This window comes from Streptomyces sp. NPDC048383, from assembly GCF_040651775.1.
In the GTDB taxonomy this organism is placed as follows: domain Bacteria; phylum Actinomycetota; class Actinomycetes; order Streptomycetales; family Streptomycetaceae; genus Streptomyces.
The window spans coordinates 26,436-51,163 of the sequence record NZ_JBEZKS010000062.1 but is presented as its reverse complement, the minus strand read 5'-3'; the positions used below and the strand labels follow the sequence as shown (position 1 = coordinate 51,163).

27 protein-coding genes and 1 pseudogene are annotated in these 24,728 nt (G+C 72.6%); 7 read left to right on the top strand and 21 right to left on the bottom strand.

The annotated features are described in order from the left end of the window. Positions 1–67: 67 nt before the first annotated feature. Positions 68–811, bottom strand: a complete 744-nt coding sequence (locus AB0D46_RS32260; protein WP_362882715.1) for a GntR family transcriptional regulator — start codon at positions 809–811, stop codon at positions 68–70. 179 nt (positions 812–990) lie between these two features. On the opposite strand from AB0D46_RS32260, the gene AB0D46_RS32255 reads away from it, so the two are divergent. Both AB0D46_RS32255 and AB0D46_RS32250 read left to right on the top strand, forming a co-directional pair. After that, positions 991–1,125 carry a hypothetical protein gene (locus AB0D46_RS32255; protein WP_362882713.1) on the top strand — a complete coding sequence of 45 codons (135 nt, stop codon included), beginning with the start codon at positions 991–993 and terminating at the stop codon, positions 1,123–1,125. After that, a pseudogene (locus tag AB0D46_RS32250) lies at positions 1,118–1,342 on the top strand (hypothetical protein); the annotation flags it as partial. The gene AB0D46_RS32255 and the pseudogene AB0D46_RS32250, both read left to right, overlap by 8 nt. A gap of 25 nt (positions 1,343–1,367) precedes the next feature. Here AB0D46_RS32250 and AB0D46_RS32245 read toward each other — a convergent pair. Both AB0D46_RS32245 and AB0D46_RS32240 read right to left on the bottom strand, forming a co-directional pair. Next, complete coding sequence (locus AB0D46_RS32245; protein WP_362882711.1) at positions 1,368–2,255, bottom strand: polysaccharide deacetylase family protein; 888 nt, start codon at positions 2,253–2,255, stop codon at positions 1,368–1,370. Continuing rightward, positions 2,255–3,169 (bottom strand): polysaccharide deacetylase family protein, encoded by a 915-nt coding sequence (locus AB0D46_RS32240; protein WP_362882709.1) that lies wholly within the window; start codon positions 3,167–3,169, stop codon positions 2,255–2,257. The genes AB0D46_RS32245 and AB0D46_RS32240 overlap by 1 nt, the downstream gene beginning before the upstream one ends. A gap of 120 nt (positions 3,170–3,289) precedes the next feature. Here AB0D46_RS32240 and AB0D46_RS32235 point away from each other — a divergent pair, with 120 nt between their 5' ends. Then, the gene (locus AB0D46_RS32235) at positions 3,290–4,492 is read left to right on the top strand and encodes a methyltransferase domain-containing protein (protein ID WP_362882724.1); all 1,203 of its coding nucleotides are present in this window, start codon (positions 3,290–3,292) and stop codon (positions 4,490–4,492) included. A gap of 28 nt (positions 4,493–4,520) precedes the next feature. On the opposite strand, the gene AB0D46_RS32230 is transcribed toward AB0D46_RS32235, so the two are convergent. From AB0D46_RS32230 to tsaB, 5 genes are all read right to left on the bottom strand, one after another. Beyond that, positions 4,521–5,189: a hypothetical protein gene (locus AB0D46_RS32230; protein ID WP_362882707.1), complete on the bottom strand. Its 669-nt coding sequence runs from the start codon at positions 5,187–5,189 to the stop codon at positions 4,521–4,523. Between the two features lie 158 nt (positions 5,190–5,347). Next, the gene (locus AB0D46_RS32225) at positions 5,348–5,620 is read right to left on the bottom strand and encodes a hypothetical protein (RefSeq protein WP_362882706.1); all 273 of its coding nucleotides are present in this window, start codon (positions 5,618–5,620) and stop codon (positions 5,348–5,350) included. Beyond that, positions 5,617–6,750: a tRNA (adenosine(37)-N6)-threonylcarbamoyltransferase complex transferase subunit TsaD gene (gene tsaD / locus AB0D46_RS32220; protein ID WP_362882704.1), complete on the bottom strand. Its 1,134-nt coding sequence runs from the start codon at positions 6,748–6,750 to the stop codon at positions 5,617–5,619. The genes AB0D46_RS32225 and tsaD overlap by 4 nt, the downstream gene beginning before the upstream one ends. Next, a complete protein-coding gene (gene rimI, locus AB0D46_RS32215) occupies positions 6,743–7,225 on the bottom strand; it encodes a ribosomal protein S18-alanine N-acetyltransferase (protein ID WP_362882722.1) in 483 nt (160 codons plus the stop codon). Before rimI ends, tsaD begins: the two co-directional genes overlap by 8 nt. Before the next feature lie 26 nt (positions 7,226–7,251). Continuing rightward, positions 7,252–7,914, bottom strand: coding sequence for a tRNA (adenosine(37)-N6)-threonylcarbamoyltransferase complex dimerization subunit type 1 TsaB (tsaB, locus tag AB0D46_RS32210; RefSeq protein ID WP_362882702.1), 663 nt, complete (start codon positions 7,912–7,914; stop codon positions 7,252–7,254). A gap of 138 nt (positions 7,915–8,052) precedes the next feature. Between tsaB and AB0D46_RS32205 the strand changes: the two genes are divergently transcribed. Then, positions 8,053–8,610, top strand: coding sequence for a L,D-transpeptidase (locus AB0D46_RS32205; protein WP_362882700.1), 558 nt, complete (start codon positions 8,053–8,055; stop codon positions 8,608–8,610). 71 nt (positions 8,611–8,681) lie between these two features. On the opposite strand, the gene AB0D46_RS32200 is transcribed toward AB0D46_RS32205, so the two are convergent. From AB0D46_RS32200 to AB0D46_RS32165, 8 genes are all read right to left on the bottom strand, one after another. Continuing rightward, the gene (locus tag AB0D46_RS32200) at positions 8,682–8,867 is read right to left on the bottom strand and encodes a hypothetical protein (RefSeq protein WP_362882698.1); all 186 of its coding nucleotides are present in this window, start codon (positions 8,865–8,867) and stop codon (positions 8,682–8,684) included. A gap of 167 nt (positions 8,868–9,034) precedes the next feature. Further along, on the bottom strand, positions 9,035–9,592 hold the full coding sequence (gene tsaE / locus AB0D46_RS32195) for a tRNA (adenosine(37)-N6)-threonylcarbamoyltransferase complex ATPase subunit type 1 TsaE (RefSeq protein ID WP_362882720.1): 558 nt from the start codon (positions 9,590–9,592) through the stop codon (positions 9,035–9,037). Next, complete coding sequence (locus tag AB0D46_RS32190) at positions 9,549–10,736, bottom strand: alpha/beta hydrolase (RefSeq protein ID WP_362882696.1); 1,188 nt, start codon at positions 10,734–10,736, stop codon at positions 9,549–9,551. Before AB0D46_RS32190 ends, tsaE begins: the two co-directional genes overlap by 44 nt. A gap of 17 nt (positions 10,737–10,753) precedes the next feature. Beyond that, complete coding sequence (alr, locus tag AB0D46_RS32185; protein ID WP_362882694.1) at positions 10,754–11,902, bottom strand: alanine racemase; 1,149 nt, start codon at positions 11,900–11,902, stop codon at positions 10,754–10,756. A gap of 109 nt (positions 11,903–12,011) precedes the next feature. Continuing rightward, positions 12,012–13,424, bottom strand: a complete 1,413-nt coding sequence (locus tag AB0D46_RS32180) for an NAD(P)H-hydrate dehydratase (RefSeq protein WP_362882693.1) — start codon at positions 13,422–13,424, stop codon at positions 12,012–12,014. A gap of 27 nt (positions 13,425–13,451) precedes the next feature. Further along, complete coding sequence (locus AB0D46_RS32175) at positions 13,452–13,820, bottom strand: holo-ACP synthase (protein WP_362882691.1); 369 nt, start codon at positions 13,818–13,820, stop codon at positions 13,452–13,454. Positions 13,821–13,846: 26 nt separating this feature from the next. Next, on the bottom strand, positions 13,847–15,694 hold the full coding sequence (gene glmS / locus AB0D46_RS32170; protein ID WP_362882690.1) for a glutamine--fructose-6-phosphate transaminase (isomerizing): 1,848 nt from the start codon (positions 15,692–15,694) through the stop codon (positions 13,847–13,849). Positions 15,695–15,825: 131 nt separating this feature from the next. Beyond that, complete coding sequence (locus tag AB0D46_RS32165; protein ID WP_362882688.1) at positions 15,826–16,596, bottom strand: hypothetical protein; 771 nt, start codon at positions 16,594–16,596, stop codon at positions 15,826–15,828. A gap of 14 nt (positions 16,597–16,610) precedes the next feature. Here AB0D46_RS32165 and AB0D46_RS32160 point away from each other — a divergent pair, with 14 nt between their 5' ends. The 3 genes from AB0D46_RS32160 to AB0D46_RS32150 all read left to right on the top strand — a co-directional run bounded on the left by AB0D46_RS32160 (position 16,611) and on the right by AB0D46_RS32150 (position 18,920). Continuing rightward, the gene (locus tag AB0D46_RS32160; RefSeq protein ID WP_362882687.1) at positions 16,611–16,826 is read left to right on the top strand and encodes a hypothetical protein; all 216 of its coding nucleotides are present in this window, start codon (positions 16,611–16,613) and stop codon (positions 16,824–16,826) included. 83 nt (positions 16,827–16,909) lie between these two features. Beyond that, positions 16,910–17,926: a type I pantothenate kinase gene (gene coaA / locus AB0D46_RS32155; RefSeq protein WP_362882718.1), complete on the top strand. Its 1,017-nt coding sequence runs from the start codon at positions 16,910–16,912 to the stop codon at positions 17,924–17,926. Positions 17,927–17,957: 31 nt separating this feature from the next. Next, positions 17,958–18,920 carry a DUF389 domain-containing protein gene (locus AB0D46_RS32150; protein WP_362882685.1) on the top strand — a complete coding sequence of 321 codons (963 nt, stop codon included), beginning with the start codon at positions 17,958–17,960 and terminating at the stop codon, positions 18,918–18,920. 56 nt (positions 18,921–18,976) lie between these two features. Here the strand turns inward: AB0D46_RS32150 and glmM are convergent, their stop codons facing one another. The 5 genes from glmM to AB0D46_RS32125 all read right to left on the bottom strand — a co-directional run bounded on the left by glmM (position 18,977) and on the right by AB0D46_RS32125 (position 24,715). Further along, complete coding sequence (gene glmM / locus AB0D46_RS32145) at positions 18,977–20,335, bottom strand: phosphoglucosamine mutase (RefSeq protein WP_362882684.1); 1,359 nt, start codon at positions 20,333–20,335, stop codon at positions 18,977–18,979. Between the two features lie 135 nt (positions 20,336–20,470). Beyond that, complete coding sequence (gene rpsI, locus AB0D46_RS32140) at positions 20,471–20,992, bottom strand: 30S ribosomal protein S9 (RefSeq protein WP_362882682.1); 522 nt, start codon at positions 20,990–20,992, stop codon at positions 20,471–20,473. 42 nt (positions 20,993–21,034) lie between these two features. Then, a complete protein-coding gene (gene rplM, locus AB0D46_RS32135; protein ID WP_073912858.1) occupies positions 21,035–21,478 on the bottom strand; it encodes a 50S ribosomal protein L13 in 444 nt (147 codons plus the stop codon). Positions 21,479–21,710: 232 nt separating this feature from the next. Beyond that, entirely contained in the window at positions 21,711–22,988 is a 1,278-nt protein-coding gene (locus AB0D46_RS32130; RefSeq protein ID WP_362882680.1) for a glycosyltransferase family 87 protein, read from the bottom strand. Between the two features lie 107 nt (positions 22,989–23,095). Continuing rightward, positions 23,096–24,715: an ATP-binding cassette domain-containing protein gene (locus AB0D46_RS32125; RefSeq protein WP_362882678.1), complete on the bottom strand. Its 1,620-nt coding sequence runs from the start codon at positions 24,713–24,715 to the stop codon at positions 23,096–23,098. Positions 24,716–24,728: the final 13 nt, after the last annotated feature.

Below are 24,728 nucleotides of genomic sequence, written 5' to 3'. Positions count from 1 at the left end.
CTCTCCCCGGGGGGGGGGGGGGGGGCGCCTGTCTGTCCGGCCCCCCCCCCCCGCACTGTGCGCCGCCCTACGCGTCGAAGTCGTACTCCAAGACGTAGGACGCGGAGTCCAGCGTCATCTCGTTGATCTCGACCGCGCGCCCGTCCTCGGCGAACGCGGTGCGGACGATCCGGATGACGGGCGTACCCATGGCGAGCGCGAGCCGCTCGGCCTCGTCGGCCGAAGGCATGCGGGAGCGGATCTCCTCCCGGAAACGAACGGGTCCGTGCCCCAGCTCGGCCAACCTCGCGTACGTTCCGCCCGGGCCGGTGTCGATCCCGGTGATGGCGGAGCCGGCGACCACGTCCGACGGCAGGTACGACGTCGCGAACAGCACCGGTTTCCCATCGAGCACGAAGCGGCGTCCACGAGCCCAGACCCTGGACCCCACCGGCACGTCGAGAGCTTCGGCGATGCGGCTGCCGGCTTCTTCCTCCCGCACCTCGATCCGATCGACGACGAGCTCGCGGTCTTCGGTGTCGGTGGACCAGACGGACCGGCCCGAACCCCACTCCTGCTGCGCCAACCGCTGAACGCCACGTCGTCGTAGCGGCCTGAACGTGCGGACGAAGACGCCTGCACCCTTCCGCGCCTCGACGAGCCCTTCGTTCTGAAGTACGCCGAGAGCCTGACGCGCGGTCATCCGAGCGACGTCGTAGGCGGCCATGAGGTCGTTCTCACCCGGCAGCCGGTCCCCCGGCCCGTACTCGCCCGCCTCAATGCCCGCCCTCAGCGCATCGGCGATCCGCCGGTACTTCGGCTGACTGGCCATCGCCCCGATCACTCCCTTTCCTCTCTAGACACCCTAAGGCCAGGGGTAGGACCTCGCGCTGACCCCCTCACCGCAACATCTCTAGAGATGTATTGACGTCGGGAGGCTGGATCGGCTGCAATGGTCACCTCTCTAGAGAGACCCTCGCGAGGGTGGTCTCAGATCGAGGAGTGATGCGCATGCGCCCGAATCCTGTCGAACCGAACGCCAACGACGTTCCAGCATTGACCGAGCCCAGCACGGAACTGCTTGACCGGGCGCCGGCCGGCTGGGAGCGCTTCCTCGACACCTTTGAGGGAGTGCCCGATGAATGAGCGCTACGAAGACGTGGCGCATCGACTTCTACGCCACCGCGTACGCGACGTCGCCTCCGGCGTCGAGGGAGAGCTGATGGCCGTGGTAAATGAGAACGTCTCGGACTCGCCCCTGCGCGATCACTGGATGCAGCTGGCCTACATCCGCGCCGCGTCAGGCCGCGAGTTCACTACAGCGATCGACAACGTCCAGCCCGCCGATGGCCGGCCGCGGACGCCGTACCCTCACCCCCACCCCCGCCCTACAACCAGTCCTCCAACCGCCCTATGCGGTAGCCCTGTTCCTGGATGCTGCGGAGCATGCGCGTGGTCATCTGGGTTTCCGTCGCGCCCTTGAGTTCCGACGGGCCGCGGAAGTGGGCCAGGACGATGTCGCCCGGCCGGAGGGCGGAGCCCTCGGCGTACTGGAAGTTGTTGATCTGCATCGACGCGCGCCACAGGACGACCGAGGAGATGCCGCACTCGGCCGCGGCCTTGAGCGTGTCGTCGTTGTAGTTGCCGAACGGCGGGCGGAAGAGCGGCGGGCGTTGGCCGAAGCGCTGCTGCAGGCGGTCCTGCTGGCCGCATATCTCCCGCTTCTGCGCCGCGAAGGGCAGGGTCCGCAGGTTCGGGTGCGTCAGGGTGTGGTTGTTCACCGTGCTGCCGGAGCCGTTGTCGCGGAGCTTCTCGAAGTGTCCGTAGTCCGCGGCGGCCACGTTGTCGGTGAGGAACATGCTGATCGGCAGCTGGAGGTCGGCTGCCATCCTCAGGAACTCGGGGTCCTTCTCCGCGCCGTCGTCGAAGGTCAGGAAGACGACCTTCTCGTGCGGCGCGACGGGTATTCGGTCGACGACCGCCGCCTTGCCCGGGTCGGCCTTGGGCAGTGGGGGCTTGCGCTCCGGCTTGGGGGCGTACTGGACGGGGGCGGTCAGCCCCCACTTGCGGTACGCCTCGTCCGAGGAACGGGTGGACGAGGACACCCCCGCGGAGGGGGAGGCCCCGACGGACGGGGAGGCCGTGGGGGTCGCCCCGTCCTGGGTGGCCTTGCGGCCGAGCCGTTCGATGGGATCCACGCTGTTCCCGCACCCCGACAGGGAAAGCGCGAGCGCGCCGGCCATCAGCGTCCCGGCCAGCAACCGGCGCGCGCACATCACAGGTAGTCCTCCAGGCGGGCCACGGCGTACCCCTTGTCCGTGATCGTCTTCATGGCATGACGGATCATGTCAGGCATCGTGCCCTTCCAGTCCTCCCGTCCCCGGAAGTGGGTCAGGATGATGTCACCGGGGTGCAGGTCGCGGTCCCACTCCCGGTAGTCCATCCGGTTCGGGAAGGCTTCGGCGTTCCACAGCGGAACGGCCTTGATGCCGCAGGACTTCGCCGCCATGAGCGTGTCCTGGTTGTAGTTGCCGTACGGCGGGCGGAAGAGCGTGGGCCGCTTGCCGAACGTCTTCTGGATGGTGTCCTGCTGGCCGCAGATCTCCTGGCGCTGCTTCTCGTACGAGAGCGCCGGCATGTAGCGGTGGTTGAGGGTGTGGTTGTTCAAGGTGACGCCGGCGGCCTGCATCTCCTTGAAGTAGGGGTAGTTGTCGCGGACGATGTAGTCGCTGAGGAAGGCCGTGTACGGGATCTTCAGCTCCTTCATCATCCTGATGAACTCGGGGTCCTTCTCGGCGCCGTCGTCGACCGTCAGGAAGACGACCTTGTCCTCCGTCGGGACCGTCGTGAAGACGGGCGGGAGCTCCTCCTGGTCCTCGACCTCGAAGCCGTCGCGGGTGGTGATCTCCGGCTTCTCCTTCGGCCCCGGCGGGGCGACGAGGGGCGGCTTGGCCAGGCCCCACCGCTTCGCGGCGGCGATCCGGGCCTGTTGGGCGGCCTTGAGCCGGTCGGCGACGCTGCCGGCCGCGCCCGCCGCTCCGGTCCCCGCCTCGGCTCCCTTGGCGGGCTTGGACTTGGCGGGCGTCTCCTGCTCCCCGGCGCCGCATCCCGTTCCGAGGGCGGCCACCAGCAGCGCGGCCGCGGCCACCCCGTACCGGCCGCGCGGACGTGCCGCGGACCGGTGACCCATGTGCGCAGTCTTTCCCTTTTGTCGTACTAGCTGCATAGCTGCGGATCTTTACATCGGACAACCGCCCGCCCGAGCCGACACCCCGGCCGACACCACGGCCGGCCTCCCCCCTTCCACCGACTGGCCCACAATGGTGCGGTGACCCCCGAAGACTTCGCCGCGCTCCTCACCCCCGAGGGCCACGCCCTCCTCGACTCGCTCCGCGACCACGACCCCGCCCAGGAGCTGGCCCTCGCCACCCGGCTGCGCCGCGAGCACCCCGCCCCCCTGGTGTCGGCCGCGCTGGGGCAGGCCAGGCTGCGGCAGCGGGCGGTGGCGAAGTTCGGGGCCGAGGACGCGTTCCGGATGTACTTCACGCCCGGCGGCGGCGAGATGGCCACCCGCGCGCCGGTCGCCGCGTACCGCGCGAACCGGCTCGCGGAGCTCGGCGTACGCAGCGTCGCGGACCTGTGCTGCGGCATCGGCGGGGACGCCCTCGCCCTGGCCCGGCTCGGGATCCGGGTGCTGGCGGTGGACATCGACCCGCTGACGGTGGCCGTCGCGCGGGCCAATGCCGAGGCGCTGGGGCTGGCGGACCTGATCGAGGTCCGGGAGGCGGACGTGACGGACGTGGACGTGTCCGCGTACGACGCCGTGTTCATCGACCCCGCGCGCCGCGGCGGCCGCGGCCGCGTCTTCGACCCGGAGTCGTACTCGCCGCCGCTGTCCTGGGCCGTGGCCACGGCCCGGACGGCGAAGTACGCGGCCCTCAAGGTCGCCCCCGGCATTCCGCACGAGGCGGTGCCCGCGGAGGCCGAGGCGGAGTGGATCTCCGACCACGGGGACGTGAAGGAGGCCGTCCTGTGGTTCGGGACCGCTCCCGGCACCGTACGGGCCACCCTGCTGCCCGGCCCGCGCCGGTTGCACACCACCGACCCGCTTCCCGACCCGGAAGCCGGCCCGGTCGGGCGCTGGCTCTACGAGCCGGACGGGGCCGTCATCCGTGCCCACCTCGTCGCCGAGGTGGCCGAGGAACTGGACGGTCGGCTGATCGACCCGACCATCGCCTACGTCACCGCCGACGAGCTGCGCCCGACGGCGTACGCGACGGCGTACGAGATCACCGACGTGCTGCCGTTCGGCCTCAAGAAGCTGAAGGCCCTGCTGCGCGAGCGCGGGGTCGGCGTCCTGACCGTGAAGAAGCGCGGGTCGGCCGTCGAGCCGGAGGAACTGCGCAAGAAGGTGAAGCCGCAGGGGCCGAACTCCGCGACCGTGTTCCTGACGCGGGTGGCGGGAGCCCCCTCGATGCTGATCGGCTCCCCCGCCCAGCCCCCGGACGCCTGAGGCGGACCGCCGCCCCCGCCGGGAGCCGTCAGTACGCGGTGTCCCGGAGCACCGGCAGGGCCTGGCGGGCCGCCCGTACGGGGCGACCGGAGCGGGCCAGTCGGTGGTGGTGCACGCCCGCCCGGGCCAGCCCCAGCAGGCCGGTGATCCACAGGATCATGCCGAGGCCCATGAAGTAGCCGACCTCGCCGTACGTGTGCTCCCCCGGCCGCGCCGCGGCCGCGGCCCCGAAGGCCACCCAGAGCCCGGTCCCCCCCAGGGCGAGCGAGCCGGCCAGCCACACCAGGCTCCGCCCGGGCGCGCGCAGCCCGCCGGCGCGGGCGGCGGGGTCCCGTACCGCTTCGACCCAGGCCCACAGCAACCGGCTGAGTTGCCGCTCCTGCCGGAACCCGCGGACGAACCAGGACCCGGCCGGTACCAGCACGCCCAGCCCGATCAGGCCGAAGACGAACCCGAAGAAGCACGAGAGCGGGTCGCCGGACGCGAAGGCGGCGACGGCCATGCCGACGAAGGTCCAGCCGATCACGAACAGCGCGGCGACGGCCCAGAGCAGCAGCAGCCGCTCCAGGCCCAGGCTGCGCCGGCTCAGGTCCGCCAGGAACCGCGCACGGTCGGCCCGTACGGCGTCCTCGTCCAGCCACTCGCGCAGGTGCGCGGGCGGCGGCGGGGGCGGGAGGTCACGGGGAGGCATGGACATGACGATAGCGTCCGCCGATACAGCCCCGGCGGAGCCCCGTTCGACCCGCGCTCCGGCCGCCGGGCGCCGGCCGCCGGGCGCCGGCCCTGGCCCGGAAGCCCCGACCCCGCACGCCCCGACCCGCACGTCCCGAGCCGCCCGCCCCGACCGGCCGGCCCTCAGCCGCCCGTGACCTCCACCGACTCGAACCGCCACCGGTGCACGGCCCGCGTGATCAGGTCGTCGGCCGGCTCCGGCAGCTGCGGCAGGTCCGCGGCCGTGCCCTCGGCGGCCTCCCACCAGGTGATGACGAGCACCCGGTCCTGGCCGGCCCGCAGCACCTCGCGGCGCACCGGTTCCCGGGCCAGCACCTGCGCGCGGGCCCACTCCAGCAGCTCGTTGCCCCGGCCCTCGGCGGCCCGGGCCTCCCACATCAGCGCGACGGTGCTCACGAGTACAGGTTGTCCTTGCTCAGCTCGTGCACGTGGTCATGATCGTGGCCGTGGCCGTGCCCGGCCGCGTGGCCGTGACCGTGGGACTCCCCCGGGACGTGCGGTTCGGTCACCGGCAGCGAGGAGTCGGCGGACAGGTCCCAGTCCGAGGCCGGTCGGTTCCGCTTGACCATCTCGGCGCCCAGCGCCGCGACCATCGCGCCGTTGTCCGTGCACAGCTTGGGCCGCGGCACGCGCAGGATGATCCCCGCGTCGTCGCAGCGTTCCTGCGCGAGCGAGCGGAGCCGGGAGTTGGCGGCGACGCCGCCGCCGATCATCAGGTGGTCGACGCCCTCGTCCTTGCAGGCGCGGATCGCCTTGCGGGTCAGCACGTCCACCACCGCTTCCTGGAAGGAGGCGGCCACGTCCCGCACCGGCACCTCCTCGCCCGCCTTCCGCTTCGCCTCGATCCAGCGGGCGACGGCCGTCTTGAGGCCGGAGAAGGAGAAGTCGTACGCCGCGTCGCGCGGCCCCGTCAGACCGCGCGGGAAGTTGATCGCCTTCGGGTCGCCCTCGCGGGCGAGCCGGTCGATGACCGGACCGCCGGGGAAGCCGAGCTGGAGCACCCGGGCGATCTTGTCGAAGGCCTCGCCGGCGGCGTCGTCGATGGTCGCGCCGAGCGGCCGGACGTCGGAGGTGATGTCCGGGGCCAGCAGCAGCGAGGAGTGGCCGCCGGACACCAGCAGCGCCATGGTCGGCTCGGGCAGCGGCCCGTGCTCCAGCTGGTCGACGCAGATGTGCGAAGCGAGGTGGTTGACCCCGTAGAGCGGCTTGCCGAGGGCGTAGGCGTACGCCTTCGCCGCGGAGACGCCCACCAGCAGCGCCCCCGCGAGGCCCGGTCCGGCGGTGACCGCGATGCCGTCGAGGTCGCGGGCGCTGACGCCCGCCTCCTTCAGGGCGCGCTCGATGGTCGGGACCATGGCCTCCAGGTGGGCCCGGGAGGCGACCTCGGGCACGACGCCGCCGAAACGGGCGTGCTCGTCGACGCTCGACGCGATCGCGTCCGCGAGCAGGGTCGTGCCGCGGACGACGCCGACGCCGGTCTCGTCGCAGGAGGTCTCGATGCCGAGGACGAGAGGTTCGTCAGCCATTGCTCTCACTGCTCTCAGTTCGTGCTTGTGCGGGGTCGGTCAGTCGCATCACGAGCGCGTCGACGTTCCCGGGCTGGTAGTAGCCCCGGCGGAAGCCGATCGGTTCGAAGCCGAAGCGCTCGTAGAGCCGCTGGGCGCGGGTGTTGTCGACCCGGACCTCCAGCAGCACCTCGGCGCATTCGAAGGCGGTCGCGGCGCGCAGCAGTTCGGACAGCAGCCGGGCGCCGAGGCCGGTGCCCCAATGCTCGCGGGCGACCGCGATGGTCTGTACGTCGGCCAGGTCACCGGCGGAGGCCAGCCCGGCGTAGCCGGCGAGCCGGCCGGTCGCCGGGTCCTCGGCGACGACGTAGCGGCGGGTGGCCTGCGGGCCGCGCGCGTGGGCGAGTTCGGACCAGAACATGCCGGCGGACCAGGCGTCGTCGGGGAAGAGCTCGTGTTCCAGCTCCAGCACCGGGTCGATGTCCCACCAGCGCATCTCGCGCAGCGCGGGGGTCTCGGGGGTCACTTCGGGGTGACCACCTTGTAGTTCTTGGGCACCTGGGCGTCGGGCCGGCGCAGGTAGAGCGGGGTGGGCGGGAGGAACTCCGCGCCCGCCGCGAGCCGTTCGGCGGCCAGCGCCGCGAGGGAGGCGGCCGACTGGTGTTCGGGGGCGCGGGCGTCCGTGAACACCTCGGGGTAGAGGTGGGCGCCCTGGCCCACGGCGGGCAGTCCGGCGACGCGCTCGGCGATGTCGGCCGGGCGGTCCACGGCGGGCTCGCCGGTCCGGGTGCGGGGGTCCTCGTACCGGGCCCAGTAGACCTCCTTGCGCCGCGCGTCGGTGGCGACGGTGAAGGGGCCCTCGATGCCGGCGGCGCCCGCGGCGTACGCGAGTCCGTCGAGCGTGCACAGGCCGTGGACCGGGACGCCGAGGACGGAGGCGAAGGTGGAGGCGGTGACGAGGCCGACGCGGAGCCCGGTGTAGGGGCCGGGGCCGACGCCGACGACGATGCCGGTGACGGCTTCGAGCTTCACCCCGGCCTCGGCGAGGACCTTGTCGACGGAGGGCAGCAGGAGCTCCCCGTGACGGCGGGCGTCGACCTGGTTCGACTCGGCGAGGACGGACTCCCCGTCGTGCAGGGCGACGGTGACGGCGGGCGTGGCGGTATCTACAGCGAGCAAGAGCACGCGAACAGCCTACGACTCCCGGGCCCCCGGGCCTTGCGGCCGGGGCGTCGGACGGTCCTGCTGCTACCTTTCGACCGGGGTCATCGCACCCCGGATCCGGACGCAGGTCCACACACAGGCGCGGAGAGGTGGAGCAAGGTGGCACGCAGCAGCTCGGGAATCGTGGCCGGGCTCACGGTCGCGGCGATCGCCGCCGTCGGGTTCCTCGGCTACCAGGCCTCGGCGACCGCACCCGCGCTCCCCCCGAAGGCAGCCCCGTCCGCTCCGGCGACGCCCGCCCCCGACCAGGCGCAGGCCCCGCAGCCGGCGAAGCCGGGGGCCCTGCCGGCCGACTCCGGGGCCGGTGCGCGCGTCGTGTACTCGCTGGCCCAGAAGCGGGTCTGGCTGGTCACGGAGGGCGGCGCGGAGCCGCGGACCTTCACGGTGATGCCGAGCACGGTGAACCCGCCGCCCGGCAGCTACGCCGTCACCTCGCGCTCGGGTTCGGTCACCGGCACCGACGGGGTGCCGATCGAGCACGTGGTGCGGTTCACCAGCACCGACGGCATCGCGGTGGGCTTCAGCGCCCGCGTGGACGGTGCGACGCCGGCGCCGGACGCGGGGAAGAGGACCGGCGGCATCCGCATGGCGCGCGCCGACGGCGACGCGATGTGGGCGTTCGCGACGATCGGCGCGAAGATCGTCGTCGTTCCCTGACCCGACGCCTTCCGACCGCGCCGCCGGGCGCTCCCGGCGGCTCCCGCCGCGTTTTCACCCGTACGTGGGTATCAGGCCGCTTCCGACTCCGGGGCGGCCTGTTCCGCGTGCGCCGCGGGCGCGGCGCCGTCCCGCGGCGCCTCCGGGGCCCGACCGCGCCACGAGGGCGGGGTCGAGACCGCCGTGGCGGCCGCGCCCGCCGCGAGCAGGACCCGCATGGGCACGACGGACGCTCGCTCTGCTCCTGTTGCCGACATGGCTGCCTCCTGGACCCGGGACACCGTACTTAGGTAAACCTAACCAGTGCTGGATACCATGTGACCACGCAGCCCACCGCCGGCGCAATGTTTTTCCCGACGACTTGTCGGTACGTTTTTCCGCGCGGGTCCCCCGAAGGTGCGGGGACCCGCCGCGCGGGCCGCTCCTACAGCGGCCCGGCCAGCCCCGTCAGCCCCGCGCCGGCCCAGCGCGCGCCGACGCCGCGCACCGCGACCTCGCGTACGTCGTCCAGGACCTCCTCGTGGCCGACCGCGCGGCCGATGACCACGTGCAGCCGGTCGTCGGACAGCTCCTCCACCTTGCCGTCGCCCCACTCGACGACGACGACGGACTCGGGCAGCGAGACGTCGAGGTCCAGGTCCTCCATCTCGTCGAGCCCGCCGCCGAGCCGGTACGCGTCCACGTGCACCAGCGCCGGTCCGTCGGCCAGGGGCGGGTGCACCCGGGCGATCACGAAGGTCGGGGAGGTCACCGCCCCGCGCACGCCGAGCCCCTCGCCGAGGCCGCGGGTCAGGGTGGTCTTGCCCGCGCCGAGTTCGCCGGTCAGCAGGACGAGGTCGCCGGGGCGCAGCAGGCCGGCGATCCTGCGGCCCAACTCCTGCATGGAGGCGGGCGAGTCGACGGTAATCACGGCTTCGGCGGCGGTTTCGGCGAGGACCTCAGCGGCCGGGCTGCGCGGCGCTTCCCGCGGTACTTCTTCCATCATGCGTCCCAACGGTAGCCGCTGCGGGCAGGGCCCCCGCGCGCGCCAGCAGGTCGGTCAGCAGCCCGGTCACGATCTCGGGGCGCTCCAGCATCATCAGGTGCCCGGTGTTCTCCAGGACCACCAGTTCGGCGGCCGGCAGCGTCTCCTTGATGGCCACGCTGTGCTCGGGCGGGGTGATCATGTCGCGGTCCGCGGCGATGACGGTGACGGGGACGTCCGCGAACCGCTGGAGCGCGACCGTCTTGTCGTGGGTCTGGAACGCCGGGTAGAACGCGGCGACGACGTCGATCGGGGTCGCCTCGATCAGCCGCTCGGCGAACCGGGCGACGCCGGGGTCCACGTCCCGGGAGCCGAACGAGTACATCTTGATCATGCCCGCGAAGAGGTCGGCGGTGGCCCGCCGGCCCCGCTCCACCAGCTCGGTCTGCGTGCCGAGGGCCCGCAGCACGCCGGGGAGCACGCGGCGGACGGCGCCCAGGCCGTACGCGGGCAGCCCGTACGTCACCTCGTCGAGCCGGCCGCCGGAGGTGCCGACGAGCGCCACCCCGACGACGCGTTCGCGCACCAGGTCGGGGAACTGCTCGGCGAGCGCCATGACGGTCATGCCGCCCATGGAGTGGCCGACGAGGACGAGCGGGCCCTCGGGGGCGGCGGCGTCGATGACGGCCTTCAGGTCCCGGCCGAGCTGCTCGATGGTCACGGGCACGCCTTCGGCCTGGGCGACGCCGCGCCCGCTGCGGCCGTGGCTGCGCTGGTCCCAGTAGACGGCGCGGACGACCCCGCGCAGGGCGGCGCGCTGGAAGTGCCAGGAGTCCTGGCCGAGGCAGTAACCGTGGCAGAAGACGACGGTGGCGCCGGGGGCGGCCGGCCGGCGGGTGCGCCGCTTCTTGTCGTCGAGGGCCTGCCCGTCGGGCAGTTCGTCGCTCTCCCAGTACAGCTCGGTGCCGTCCTCGGCCCGGCAGGTGCCCTCGGTGCCGCGCAGGGAGCCGTAGTCGCCGGCCGCGTCGAGCGCGAGGCGGGCCTTCATCCGCAGGCCGCGGCCGACGGTGATCCGTTCGACGGCGACGCCGGCCGCCGCGCCCGCCGCCAGCACGCCGATGGCCGCGCCGGCCCAGCCGGCCTTGCGCCAGTTCTCGCTCATGCCGTCGCCGTCCTCACTCAGCCGCCCAGGTACACCCGGGGGACCCGGCCTCCGATACGGGTGACGATCTCATACCCGATCGTATGCGCCGCTCGAGCCCAGTCCTCGGCGGTGGGTTCGCCCCGTTCGGCGTCGCCGAACAGGACGACCTCGTCGCCGGCGCGGACCTCGGCGGCCGCGGGGTCGGAGCCGAGGTCGACGACGAACTGGTCCATGGCGATCCGCCCGGCCGCCCGGTGGATCCGGCCGCCGACCAGGACGGGCCCGGCGTCGGAGGCGTTGCGCGGGAAGCCGTCGGCGTACCCGGCGGGGATCAGCGCGAGCGTCGTGTCGGACGCGGTGACGTGGTGGTGGCCGTAGCTGACGCCGTGCCCGGCGGGGACCGTCTTGACCAGGGCGACGGACGCCCTGACGGTCATGGCGGGGCGCAGGCCCAGCTGGGCTGGGGTGCCGAGTTCGGGCGCGGGCGAGACGCCGTAGACGGCGAGGCCGGGGCGCACGAGGTCGAAGTGGCTCTCGGGGAGGGTGAGCGTGGCCGGGGAGTTGGCGATGTGCCGGACCTCGGGGTCCACGCCCTCCTTCTCCGCGTACGCGAGCATGTCGCGGAAGGCGGTGAGCTGGAGCTGGATGGACGGGTGGCCGGGCTCGTCCGCGCAGGCGAAGTGCGACCAGACGCCGGTGACCTGGACGGTGCCCTCGGCCTGCGCGGCGACGGCGGCGCCGACGAGTTCCGCCCAGTCGGCCGGCTGGCAGCCGCCCCGGCCGAGGCCGGTGTCGGCCTTGAGCTGGACGCGGGCGGGGCGGCCGGCGGCACGGGCCGCGGCGCGCACCTCGTCCAGGGCCCACATCGCGCTGACGGACACGTCGATGTCGGCCTCGATGGCCTCCCGCCAGGGGCCGCCCGGGGTCCACAGCCAGCACAGGACGGGTCCCCCGATGCCGGCGGCGCGCAGTTCGAGGGCTTCCTCGGGGGTGGCGGTCCCGAGCCAGTCGGCGCCGGCCTCCTGGGCCGCGCGGGCGCAGGGGACGGCCCCGTGCCCGTAGGCGTTCGCCTTGACGACGGCCATCAGCCGGGAACGGGGCGCCCGCGCGCGCAGGGCGCGGACGTTCTCCCGTACTGCGTCGAGGTCGATCTCGGCGTACACGCGCGTCGGAGTCTCGTTCATCGGGGTCAGTCTCTCAGAACCGCCCCGTACCGCCCGCCCCGCACCGGCCGCGGCAGGGGGCCAATCCGGCGCTCCGGGGCAAACCACCGCCCCACCGGCCGGGCACCCGTCAGCGCAGGACGTCGCGCCAGGCGTCGGGCAGGGCGTGCGCCACCTCGTGGGCCGTCACCGGGGCCCCGGCGGCGGCCCGCCGGCCGGCCAGGCCGTGCAGGTACGCCGCCACCGACCCGGCGTCGACCCCGCCGAGCCCGGCCGCGAGCAGCGATCCGGCCAACCCCGACAGCACGTCACCGCTCCCGGCGGTGGCCAGCCAGGGGGTCCCGGTCGGGTTGGCCCGTACGGGGGCCGCGTCGGCGGCGACCAGCGTCGTCGACCCCTTCAGCAGCACGCTCGCCCCGTACCGCGCGGCCAGGGCCCGTACGGAGCCCAGCCGGCCCGCCTCGACCGCCGCCCGGTCCACCCCGAGCAGGGCCGCGGCCTCGCCCGCGTGCGGGGTCAGCAGGGTCGCCGCCCGGCGGGCGCGGACCACGGCCGGGTCCAGTCCGCGCAGCCCGTCGGCGTCGACGAGCACGGCCGCGTCCCGGTCGGCCAGGGCCTCGGCGACGTCCGCGCCCCGCCCGTCGCCGATGCCCGGCCCGACCACCCACGCCTGCACCCGGCCGCGGCCGATCAGGGTCTCCGGGTACCGGGCGAGCACGGCCTCCGCGACGGCCGGCGGCCCCACGTAGCGCACCGCGCCGGCGCCGCCGCGCAGGGCCCCGGCGACGGCCAGCACCGCCGCGCCCGGGTAGCGGTCGGACCCGGCGACGATGCCGACGACGCCCCGCCGGTACTTGTCGCTGGACGCCGTCGGGGCGGGCAGCAGCCGGGCCACGTCGGCGTGTTGGAGGGCCTCCAGGTCCGGGTCGGGCAGCTCCAGCCCGATGTCGACGAGCCGTACGGCGCCGGCCCGCGAGGCCCCCGGGTCGATGAGCAGCCCGGGCTTGTACGCCCCGAAGGTGACCGTGACGGCGGCCGTGACGGCCGGGCCGGCCGTCTCCCCGGTGTCCGCGTCGACCCCGCTGGGCAGGTCGGCGGCGACGACGAGCGCCCCCTCGGGCACCCGCTCCACGAGCGCGGCGGCGGCCGGTCGCAGCCCGCCGCGGCCGCCGATGCCGAGCAGCCCGTCCACGACGAGGTCCGCCCGCGCCGGAACGCCGTCGGCGACCCGTCCGCCGGCTGCCAGCAGCGCGGCCAGCCCGCCCGGGTGCACCCGCCGCGGGTCCATCGGCACGGCCGTCACCCCGGCGCCGCGCCGGGCCAGGCGGGCGCCGGCGTACAACGCGTCGCCGCCGTTGTCGCCACAGCCGACCAGCAGCACGACCTTCGCCCCGTAGACCCGGCCGCGGCGGCGGGTGAGCAGGCCCGCGCAGACGACGGCCAGTCCGGCCGCCGCCCGGGCCATCAGGGCGCCTTCGGGCAACCGGGCCATCAGCTCCCGCTCGGCGGCCCGTACGGTCTCCACGCTGTAAGCAGTACGCATGTCCACCAGCCTGCCCCAGGAAAGGCGCTAGGCCTCGGCGATCACCACCGCAGACGCGATACCGGCGTCGTGGCTCAGCGAGATGTGCCAGGACGTCACGCCGAGGGCCGCGGCCCGTGCGGCGACCGTGCCGCGCACCCGCAGCCGGGGCTGTCCCGTGTCCTCCACGTACACCTCGGCGTCGGTCCACAGCAGCCCGGCGGGCGCGCCGAGGGCCTTGGCGAGGGCTTCCTTGGCGGCGAAGCGGGCGGCGAGCGAGGCGGTTCCGCGTCGCTCGCCGCTCGGCAGCGTCAGCTCGGATTCGAGGAAGAGGCGGTGCGCCATGTTCGGCGTGCGCTCCAGCGCGGCGCCGAACCGCTCGATCTCGGCCACGTCGATCCCCACACCGACAATCACAGCAATGAACCAGCCCTACTGATCGCTCACTCCACGGTCACCGACTTGGCGAGGTTACGCGGCTGGTCGACCTCGTTGCCGCGCGCGGTCGCCAGTTCGCAGGCGAACACCTGGAGCGGCACGGTCGCCACCAGCGGCTGGAGCAGCGTGGGCGTCGCCGGGATCCGGATCAGGTGGTCGGCGTACGGGACGACGGCCTCGTCGCCCTCCTCCGCGATCACGATGGTGCGCGCCCCGCGGGCCCGGATCTCCTGGATGTTCGACACGATCTTGTCGTGGAGCACGGACCGGCCGCGCGGGGACGGTACGACCACGACCACCGGCAGGTCCTGTTCGATCAGCGCGATCGGCCCGTGCTTGAGCTCGCCCGCCGCGAAGCCCTCGGCGTGCATGTACGCGAGTTCCTTGAGCTTGAGCGCGCCTTCCAGCGCCACCGGGTAGCCGACGTGCCGGCCGAGGAACAGCACGGTGTTCTTGTCGGCGAGGGAGCGCGCGAGGGCCCGTACGGGTTCCATCGTCTCCAGCACGGTGTCCACGGCGGCGGCGATGTCCGACAGCTCCCGGATCACCGCCCGGATCTCGTCGCCCCACTTGGTGCCGCGGACCTGGCCGAGGTAGAGCGCGACGAGGTAACAGGCCACCAGCTGCGTCAGGAACGCCTTGGTGGAGGCGACGGCGACCTCGGGGCCGGCGTGCGTGTAGAGCACGGCGTCCGATTCGCGCGGGATCGTGGAGCCGTTGGTGTTGCAGACGGCCAGCACCTTGGCGCCCTGCTCGCGGGCGTGCCGCAGCGCCATCAGGGTGTCCATGGTCTCGCCGGACTGCGAGATCGCGATGACGAGGGTCCGCTGGTCGAGGATCGGGTCGCGGTAGCGGAACTCGCTGGCGAGTTCGGTCTCGCAGGGGATGCGGGTCCAGTGCTCGATGGCGAGCTTGGCGATCATCCCCGCGTGGTAGGCCGTGCCGCAGGCCACGATGACGACCTTGTCGACCTCGCGGAGCACCGAGGTGGGGATGCGGACCTCGTCGAGGGTCAGCAGGCCGTTGCCGTCGATGCGGCCGAGGAGGGTGTCGGCGACCGCCTTGGGCTGCTCGGCGATCTCCTTGAGCATGAAGTAGTCGTAGCCGCCCTTCTCGGCGGCGGAGGCGTCCCAGTCGACGTGGTAGGCCCGCACTTCGGCCGGCGCGCCGTCGAAGTCGGTGACCACGACCCCGTCGCGGCGCAGTTCGACGACCTGGTCCTGGCCGAGTTCGATCGCGGCGCGGGTGTGCGCGATGAAGGCGGCGACGTCCGAGGCGAGGAAGTTCTCCCCCTCGCCGACGCCCACCACCAGCGGGGAGTTGCGGCGGGCGCCGACGACGACGTCCGGCTGGTCGGCGTGCACCGCGACCAGGGTGAAGGCGCCCTGGAGCCGCCGACAGACGCGGCGCATGGATTCGGCGAGGTCCCCGTGGACGGCGAACTGCTCGGCGAGCAGGTGCGCGACGACCTCGGTGTCGGTCTCGGACTCCAGCCGGTGCCCGCGCTCGGTCAGTTCGCCGCGCAGTTCGGCGAAGTTCTCGATGATGCCGTTGTGGACGACGGCCACCCGGCCGGAGTTGTCCAGATGGGGATGGGCGTTGACGTCGGTGGGCCCACCGTGGGTGGCCCACCGGGTGTGCCCGAGGCCGGTGGAGCCGACCGGCAGGGGCTGCCCGACGAGTTCCTTCTCCAGGTTGACGAGCTTGCCGGCCTTCTTGACGTTGGCGAGTTCCCCGTCGGCGAGCACGGCGATGCCCGCCGAGTCGTAGCCGCGGTACTCCAGCCGCTTCAGTCCGGCGATGACCACATCGAGCGCCGATTGCGCTCCTACGTAACCCACAATTCCGCACATAGGCGGCAGCGTACGCCGATGTCGGCCCCGTGCCCCGTACCCGAACAGGACGAAAACCCCGCTCCGGTGAATCCACCGGAACGGGGTCGACGACCTGTTCGAACGCGGGCGCCCGGTCGGGCGCCGGCGGGTCAGCCCAGCTTCTTGACCTGCGCGTCGACGACGGTCTTCGGCTGCTCGGCCTTCAGGCCCCAGGTGTAGAAGGTGGCCAGCGTGTTGCCCTTGCGCACCACCACGAAGTGGGTGGCGGACTTGTCGCCGTCCTCCAGGTCCATGGGCGCGGCGTAGGACACGGCCTCGTCGCCACCGGTGACGGCGGTGCCCGGGGCGACGGCGCCGAACTTCACCTTGTCGCCGTCCGAGGTGACGGTGAAGCCGGCGGCGCAGGCGGTGGCCGCGGTCTTCACCGCGGCGAGGGCCTCCTCGGCGCCCTTGCCGTCGTACGAGGTGACGGTCACCAGCGTCTGCGAGCCGCCGATCGCCTTCAGCGCGGCCTCGACCTTCTCCTCGGCGGTGGCGCTCGCCGGCAGCTCCTTGGGCTTCTCCTTGGAGCCGGTGCGGCCGAGGCCACTGGCCGCGCCGGGCTTCTGCGACGCCATGATCTGGACCAGCGGCTTGCAGGCGGCGTTGTCGGCCTCGGCCGGCATCGCGACGACCTTGGCGGCGCTCTCGGCCGAGACGATCTGGTCCGCGAGGTCGGCCTGGGTGACGACCAGGGCCGCCACCTCGGCGTCCGTCCGGCCCTTCGCGGCGGGCGCCGAGGACGCCGCGCCACTGGCGGCCGCCGACGGCTTGGCGTCCGTCTTGGCGTCGGAGTCACCCGAACCGCAGGCGGTGACCAGCAGGCCCAGGGACACCGCGGAAGCGGTCAGGACGGTACGACGGACGAGTGCGGTACGCACGATGGTTCTCCCCCATGGATCACGACGAGCAGCAGGGCAGCCCGAGCGGCGCCCCGCCGGGCGGGGCGTGCGTCAAGGCCGCGATGACGATCAATGTACGGGCGCCGGTCGATCAAGCGATCGGGATCGCGGCGCGCCCCGGCAATCGTGATGCTGCCGAGATGTCCCGGGGCTCCGATCGACACCTGCTCGCGCACAACCCCGCGCACTTCCCCCGAAACCGTGTCTGACCTGCCCCGATCCGTCCGGCATCGGGCGACGTGACCGACCCCACCACCCACGGACGCCCCCGAGCCCCGACAATGGCCCTGTGATCACATCGCCGACGCGTGGCACGCCGGAGCGCGGGGCGGAGCGCACCGGCCCCCGCCGGGCCCCCGACGCCTCCCCGTACGTCGACCTCACCCGGGCCGAGTGGAGCGCGCTGCGCGAGCGCACGCCGCTGCCCCTGACCGCGGACGAGGTGGAGCAGCTGCGCGGGCTGGGGGACGTCATCGACCTCGACGAGGTGCGCGACGTCTACCTGCCGCTGTCCCGGCTGCTGAACCTGTACGTCGGGGCCACCAGCAACCTGCGCGGCACCCTGAACACCTTCCTCGGCGACGCGGGCAACGGCCACGGCGCCCAGCAGGGCACGCCCTTCGTCATAGGCGTCGCCGGTTCCGTCGCCGTCGGCAAGTCCACGGTGGCCCGTCTGCTCCAGGCGCTGCTGGCCCGCTGGCCGGAGCACCCCCGGGTGGAACTGGTCACCACGGACGGCTTCCTGTACCCGATGAAGGAGCTCCAGCGGCGCGGCCTGACCTCCCGCAAGGGCTTCCCCGAGTCCTACGACCGGCGGGCGCTGACCCGGTTCGTCGCCGACATCAAGGCCGGCAAGGACGAGGTGACCGCCCCGGTCTACTCCCACCTCATCTACGACATCGTCCCGGACGAGCAACTCGTGGTGCGGCGCCCGGACATCCTCATCGTGGAGGGCCTCAACGTCCTCCAGCCGGCCCTGCCGGGCAAGGACGGCCGCACCCGTGTCGGTCTCGCCGACTACTTCGACTTCAGCGTGTACGTGGACGCCCGCCCGGAGGACATCGAGCGCTGGTACCTGGGCCGCTTCCGCAAGCTGCGCGCCACCGCGTTCCAGAACCCGTTCTCCTACTTCCGCAAGTACACGCAGGTCTCCGAGGAGGAGGCGCTGGAGTACGCGCAGACGATGTGGCGGACCGTCAACAAGCCCAACCTGATGGAGAACGTGGCCCCCACCCGCGGCCGCGCCACCCTCGTCGTGCGGAAGGGGCCGGACCACAAGGTGCAGAAGCTGAGCCTGCGCAAGCTGTAGCGGCGCCGACCGCTTCGCTAGGGTGCGGTGCATGCTGCACCTGCGGATGATCAGCCCGCCGGACCGGACGGACGCCGTGGTCGCGGTCGTCGAGAAGACGGTCGGAACCACCCATCTGGTCGTGCTCAAGGGCGCGGCCCGCGTCCCGCCCGGCGACCTCGTCCTGTGCGACGTCGCCCGCGAGGCCGGTGACGAGCTCCTCCAGGAGCTCCAGGAACTGGGCCTCGACGCGGACGGCTCCATCGCCGTGGAGAACATCGACCTGTCGCTGTCGCGGCGGGCCGACTCCGCCGAGGAGGAGGCCCCGGGAGAGGCCGCCGACGCCGTGCTGTGGAAGCAGCTGACGGAGGCCACCCACGAGGAGTCGACGCTCAGCGTCACCTACTGCGCGTTCATGATCCTCGCGACGATGATCGCGGCCTGCGGCGTCGTCCTCGACAACGCGGTCCTCATCGTGGGCGCCATGGCCGTCGGACCGGAGTTCGGCCCGCTCGCCGGGGTGTGCGTCGGGATCGTACGGCGCGAGCCCCGGCTCGCGCTGCGGTCCCTGTCCGCGCTGCTGATCGGCTTCGCGGCGGCGATGGCCGCCACCACCCTGTTCACCCTGGGCATGGACGCGATCGGCCAGTTCGAGCCGGGGATGCTGGATCGGCCCCGCCCCAACACCGGGTTCATCTGGCAGCCCGACCCGTTCTCCTTCGTGGTCTCGCTGCTCGCCGGCGCGGCCGGGGTGCTCTCCCTGACCTCCGCGAAGTCGGGGGCGCTGGTCGGCGTGGCCATCTCGGTGACCACCGTCCCGGCCGCCGCGAACGCGGCCGTGGCCCTCGCCTACGCCGAGTTCGCCCAGATGTGGGGCTCGGTGGAACAGCTCCTGCTGAACCTGGCCGGGATCATGCTGGCGGGCGTCCTGACCATGTACGGGCAGAAAGCGCTGTGGCGGACCCAGCAGGGACGCTGGACCCGCCTGACCAAGGGCGGCGCCCCCGGCCGCTGACGCGCGCGGGCCGGCCCGACCTACGGACCGGCCCACGCGTGCGGCAGGAGTTCGACCTAGCCGAGCGCCGATTTCACGACGTCCGCGAGCCGCCCGGCGACCGCGCGGGCCTGCTCGATGTCGGCGGCCTCCACCATCACCCGTACGAGCGGCTCCGTACCGGACGGACGCAGCAGCACCCGGCCGGTCGTCCCGAGCTCCCGCTCGGCCTCGGTGACCGCCGCGGCCAGCTCGCCGGAGGTGGTCACCCGGGACTTGTCCACGTCGGGCACGTTGATCAGGATCTGCGGCAGCCGCGTCATCACCCCGGCCAGCTCGGCCAGGGTCCGCCCGGTGGCCGCGATCCGCGCCGCCAGCAGCAGCCCGGTCAGGGTGCCGTCGCCCGTCGTCGCGTGGTCGAGGATGATCACGTGGCCGGACTGCTCGCCGCCCAGCGCGTAGCCGTGCTCCTTCATCGACTCCAGCACGTAGCGGTCGCCGACCCCGGTCTGCACGACCTGGATGCCCTCGGCCTCCATCGCCAGCTTGAAGCCCAGGTTCGACATGACGGTGCCGACCACGGTGTTCTCGCGCAGCTGACCCGACTCGCGCATGGCCAGGGCCAGCACCGCGAGGATCTGGTCGCCGTCGACCTCGGCTCCGGTGTGGTCCACCGCCAGGCAGCGGTCGGCGTCCCCGTCGTGCGCGACGCCGAAGTCGGCGCCGTGCTCCACGACGGCCTGCTTCAGCAGGTCGAGGTGGGTGGAGCCGCAGCCGTCGTTGATGTTCAGCCCGTCGGGCTCGGCGCCGATGGTGATGATCTCCGCGCCGGCCCGGGTGAAGGCCTCCGGGGACACGTACGCCGCCGCGCCGTGCGCCTCGTCCAGGACGACCTTGAGGCCTTCGAGACGGTTGGGCAGCACGCCGATCAGGTGGGCGACGTACTTGTCGAAGCCCTCCGTGTAGTCGGAGACCCGGCCGACGCCGGAGCCGGTGGGCCGGTCCCAGGGCGCGCCCGTGCGGTGCTCCTCGTAGACGGACTCGATCCGGTCCTCCAGGTCGTCGGCGAGCTTGTGCCCGCCGCGCGCGAAGAACTTGATGCCGTTGTCGGGCATGGCGTTGTGGCTGGCGGAGAGCATCACGCCGAGGTCGGCGCCCAGCGCACCGGTGAGATACGCCACCGCCGGGGTGGGCAGCACACCGACGCGCAGGACGTCCACGCCGGCGCTCGCGAGGCCCGCGACGACCGCGGCCTCCAGGAACTCGCCCGACGCGCGCGGATCGCGGCCCACGACCGCCGTGGCCCGGTGGCCCGCGAAGGTGCCCGCCTCGGCCAGTACGTGCGCCGCCGCAACGGAGAGGCCGAGCGCGAGCTCGGCCGTCAGATCCGCGTTGGCGACGCCTCGTACACCGTCCGTCCCGAAGAGTCGTCCCACTGTTGTCCTCCCGAGTTCACGCATCGCTTGTGACCGCTTGTGACATCTATTTGCCGCTTATGGCGGTAAACGAACCGCCCCGGCAGCACAGAGAGTGCTGCCGGGGCGGTTTCGTTGCAGAACAGCAGGCGCAGATTAACGCTTGCTGTACTGCGGAGCCTTACGGGCCTTCTTGAGACCGGCCTTCTTGCGCTCGACCGCACGGTCGTCGCGGGAGAGGAAGCCGGCCTTCTTCAGCGCCGGGCGGTTGTTGTCCACGTCCGCCTCGTTCAGCGCACGGGCGACACCGAGGCGCAGGGCACCGGCCTGGCCGGAGACGCCGCCACCCGAGATGCGGGCGATGACGTCGTAGCGGCCGTCGAGCTCCAGGAGCTTGAAGGGCTCGTTGACTTCCTGCTGGTGCACCTTGTTGGGGAAGTAGTCCTCAAGGGTGCGACCGTTGATCTTCCACTTGCCGGTGCCCGGAACGATCCGGACGCGGGCGATGGCGTTCTTGCGACGGCCCAGGCCGGCGGCCGGCTGGGGGTCGCCGAAGCGGCCGGCAAGGGACTCGGAGGTGTAGTCGCCCTCGACGACGACCTCGGACTCGCTGGTGTACTCCTCGACGTTGCCCTCGAACTCTTCGACGGGGGTCGTCTCGGCGGTGGTCTCGGCCACGATGCTCCTCAGAATTTTCTACGTCTTAGGGGGTGGCCGGAACTACTGCGCGACCTGGGTGATCTCGAACGGCACCGGCTGCTGGGCAGCGTGGGGGTGCTGGTCGCCCGAGTAGACCTTCAGCTTCGAGAGCATCTGACGGCCCAGGGTGTTCTTGGGGAGCATGCCCTTGATGGCCTTCTCGACGGCCTTCTCCGGGTTGTTCGCCAGGAGGTCGTCGTAGCGCACCGAACGGAGACCGCCCGGGTAACCCGAGTGGCGGTACGCCATCTTCTGGGTCGCCTTGTTGCCGGACAGGTGAACCTTGTCGGCGTTGACGATGATGACGAAGTCGCCCATGTCCATGTGGGGGGCGTAGGTCGGCTTGTGCTTACCCCGCAGGAGGGCAGCGGCCTGGGTCGCCAGACGGCCGAGGACAACGTCCTGGGCGTCGATGACGAGCCACTGGCGCGAGATGTCGCCGGGCTTGGGGCTGAACGTACGCACGCGTATGCCTTCGCTTCTTCAGTGGTGGTATCCCAAGGGCGCAAGCCCCACGGGAAGGTCCTGACAGGGTCACCACGGACGATCACGACAGCCCTCGTTCGCATCGGGGACGCAACCCGTGCGCGAACTGCTGGTCATCGGTCCGGTGGACCGGCGCAAGGCCTTTCACGTGAGAATGAGAAAGCCAATACGCATAACAAACCAGCAGGATACCCAGCAGACCCGAGACGGGTCAAAACGCGGTCCGCGATGCCGATTCTGCTGGCGTCGCGGCGCACTCCGGTTCGGTCCTGGGTGGGGACCCCGCAGTTGTTACAGGGTCCAGAGTAACCCGTCCCGGACGCAGCACACGACGCGCCAGCAGAAAGGCCAGCCCGCACAGGGTCGCCGCGTCCCGAAAGGCACGCCGCTTGCGCTCGACCTCCGAGGGCCACGGGATGCCCGCCGTCTGCGGCACCAGCGCCACCCAGAACCAAGGCGTGCGCGGCATCGAGCCCTCCCGCACCCCCGACGCCAGCAGCAGCGGGAGCACCACCAGCAGGTAGTGGTCGAAGGACGGACGCGACACCAGGAACGCGGCGAGCATCACCATGCAGGCCGTCTCCACCAGCCGCAGCTCCCCCGCGTCCGCGTCGGCCCGCCGCCACCGCGTCCACGCCCCCCACAGCACGACCGACGCCCCCGCGAAGGCCACCAGCACCGCCACCGGCGCCGGCACCCCCAGCCGGGGCAGCACCGCGATCGGCGAGGCGTCCCACGGCAGGGCGTAGGCGTCCTGCCCCTGGAACAGGAACGGCAGCGTCTTGGTGAAGAACAACGTCGGGCTCGGCATCAGCAGCGCCCCGACCAGCGACATCCCCACCGGCACCAGCACCGCCGGCGCGAGCCCCCGCCACTGCCGGGCCAGCACGAAGAGCAACCCGATCGGCACCAGCATCGGCTTGCAGGCGATCGCCAGCCCCACCACCAACCCGGCCGCGCCCCACGAACGCCGGTGCGCCAGCAGCAGCGCCACCGGCAGGGCGGCCGCCGAGATCGCCGTCCAGTTGCCGATCAGCACGAGGTTCGCGTACGGCTCGTAGGCCAGCGCCAACAGGCCGAGGCCGCCCACCGCGAACCGGGAGCACAGCGGCACCGAGAACAGCCGCAGCGCCGCCCACCACCCCACCCCGACCAGCCCCGAGATGCCCACCGGCAACAGCCAGCGCAGCACCTCGCGCGGCAACAGGGCCTCCGGCACCGCCATGATCACGGCGCTCGGCAGGTAGAGGAAGCGTTTGTCCTCGTACGGGGAGATCCCGGCCATCAGCGCGTCGGCGGCCTTGACCACGAAGGCGTTGTCCGAACCCCAGTTGGCGCGCAGGCTCGTCGACACCGCGACGGTCAGCAGCACCACGAGGGAGACCACCCGCAGGGACCGGGGCGCCGGCCTGAGCAGCCAGACGGTCAGCCGGTCCCCCGCTTCCGGGTGGTCCCACTTGATGAGCCAGGTGCTAGGCCGCAGCCCCACGACGCCTCCCACTTCACCGGCGCGGGGGATGGTCGCCCCTCAGCGCTCGCGCTCGACCCGACGTTCGTCCCGGGCGGGACCGCGTCCGTCGAACGCGCGGCTTCCCCTCAGCGCTTGCGCTCAACCCGACGTTCGTCCCAGACGGGTTCCTGAGTCTCCCTCACAACACCGTCCGAACCGAAGACCAGGTAACGGTCAAATGTGCGCGCGAACCACCGGTCGTGCGTGACGCACAACACGGTGCCGTCGTAGGACTCCAAGCCGTCCTGCAGCGCCTCCGCCGACTCCAGGTCGAGGTTGTCCGTCGGCTCGTCCAGCAGCAGCGCCGTGGTGCCGGCCAGCTCCAGCAACAGGATCTGGAAGCGCGCCTGCTGACCGCCCGAAAGCTTCTCGAAGGGCTGGTCGCCCTGTCGCTCCAGCTCGTAGCGGCGCAACGCGCCCATCGCCTGGCCCAGCGGCTTGGCCGCCTCCGTCCACAGGATGTCCACGAGCGTGCGCCCGAACAGCTCGGGGTGCGCGTGGGTCTGCGCGAAGTGCCCCGGCACCACCCGGGCGCCCAGCTTCCACGTACCGGTGTGCTTGACGTCCTCGCCCGCCATCAGGCGCAGGAAGTGCGACTTCCCGGAGCCGTTCGAGCCGAGCACCGCGACCCGCTCCCCGTAGAACACCTCCAACGAGAAGGGCTTCATCAGCCCGGTGAGCTCCAGGTTCTCCACCGTCAGCGCCCGCACCCCGGTACGACCGCCCTTGAGCCGCATCCGGATGTCCTGCTCCCGCGGCGGCTCCGGCGGCGGGCCGGCGTCCTCGAACTTCTGGAAGCGGGTCTGCATCGCCCGGTACCGCGAGGCCATGTCCGGGCTGCTCGCCGCCTGGTTGCGCAGCCGCAGCACCAGCGCCCGCAGCCGGGCGTGCTCCTCGTCCCAGCGCCGCTTCAGCTCCTCGAAACGGGCGAAGCGCTCCTTGCGGGCGTCGTGGTACGTGCCGAAGCCCGCGCCGTGCACCCACACGTCGGAGCCGGTCGGGCTCGCCTCCAGGCTGATGATCTTCTCCGCGGCCCGGGTCAGCAGCTCCCGGTCGTGGGAGACGAAGAGCACCGTCTTGCGGGTGGCCCTCAGCTGCTCCTCCAGCCACCGCTTGCCCGGGACGTCGAGGTAGTTGTCCGGCTCGTCGAGCAGCAGCACCTCGTCCGGTCCGCGCAGCAGCGCCTCCAGCACGAGCCGCTTCTGCTCACCGCCCGACAGCGTGCGCACCTGGCGGTACTGGGCGCTGTCGTACGGGATGTCCAGCGCGGCCGTCGTGCAGACGTCCCACAGGGTCTCCGCTTCGTAACCCTGGACGTCGGCCCAGTCGCTGAGCGCCTGCGCGTAGGCCATCTGCGCGGCCTCGTCGTCGACGGTCAGGATCAGGTGCTCGGCCCGGTCCACGGCCTCGGCCGCCGCCCGGATCCGCGGCTGCGACACCGAGACCAGCAGGTCCCGTACGGTCGTCTCGTCCCGGACCGAGCCCACGAACTGCGACATCACGCCGAGCCCGCCGCTGATGGCGACGCCGCCGCCGTGCGGCTGGAGCTCGCCGGAGATCAGCTTGAGCAGGGTGGTCTTGCCGGCGCCGTTCGCCCCCACCAGGGCCACCACCGAGCCCTCCCCCACGCGGAAGGAGACGTCGGGGAGCAGGACCCGCCCGTCGGGAAGGTAGTACTCCAGGTGGTTGGCTTCGAGATGTCCCATGCAGGCATTGTCC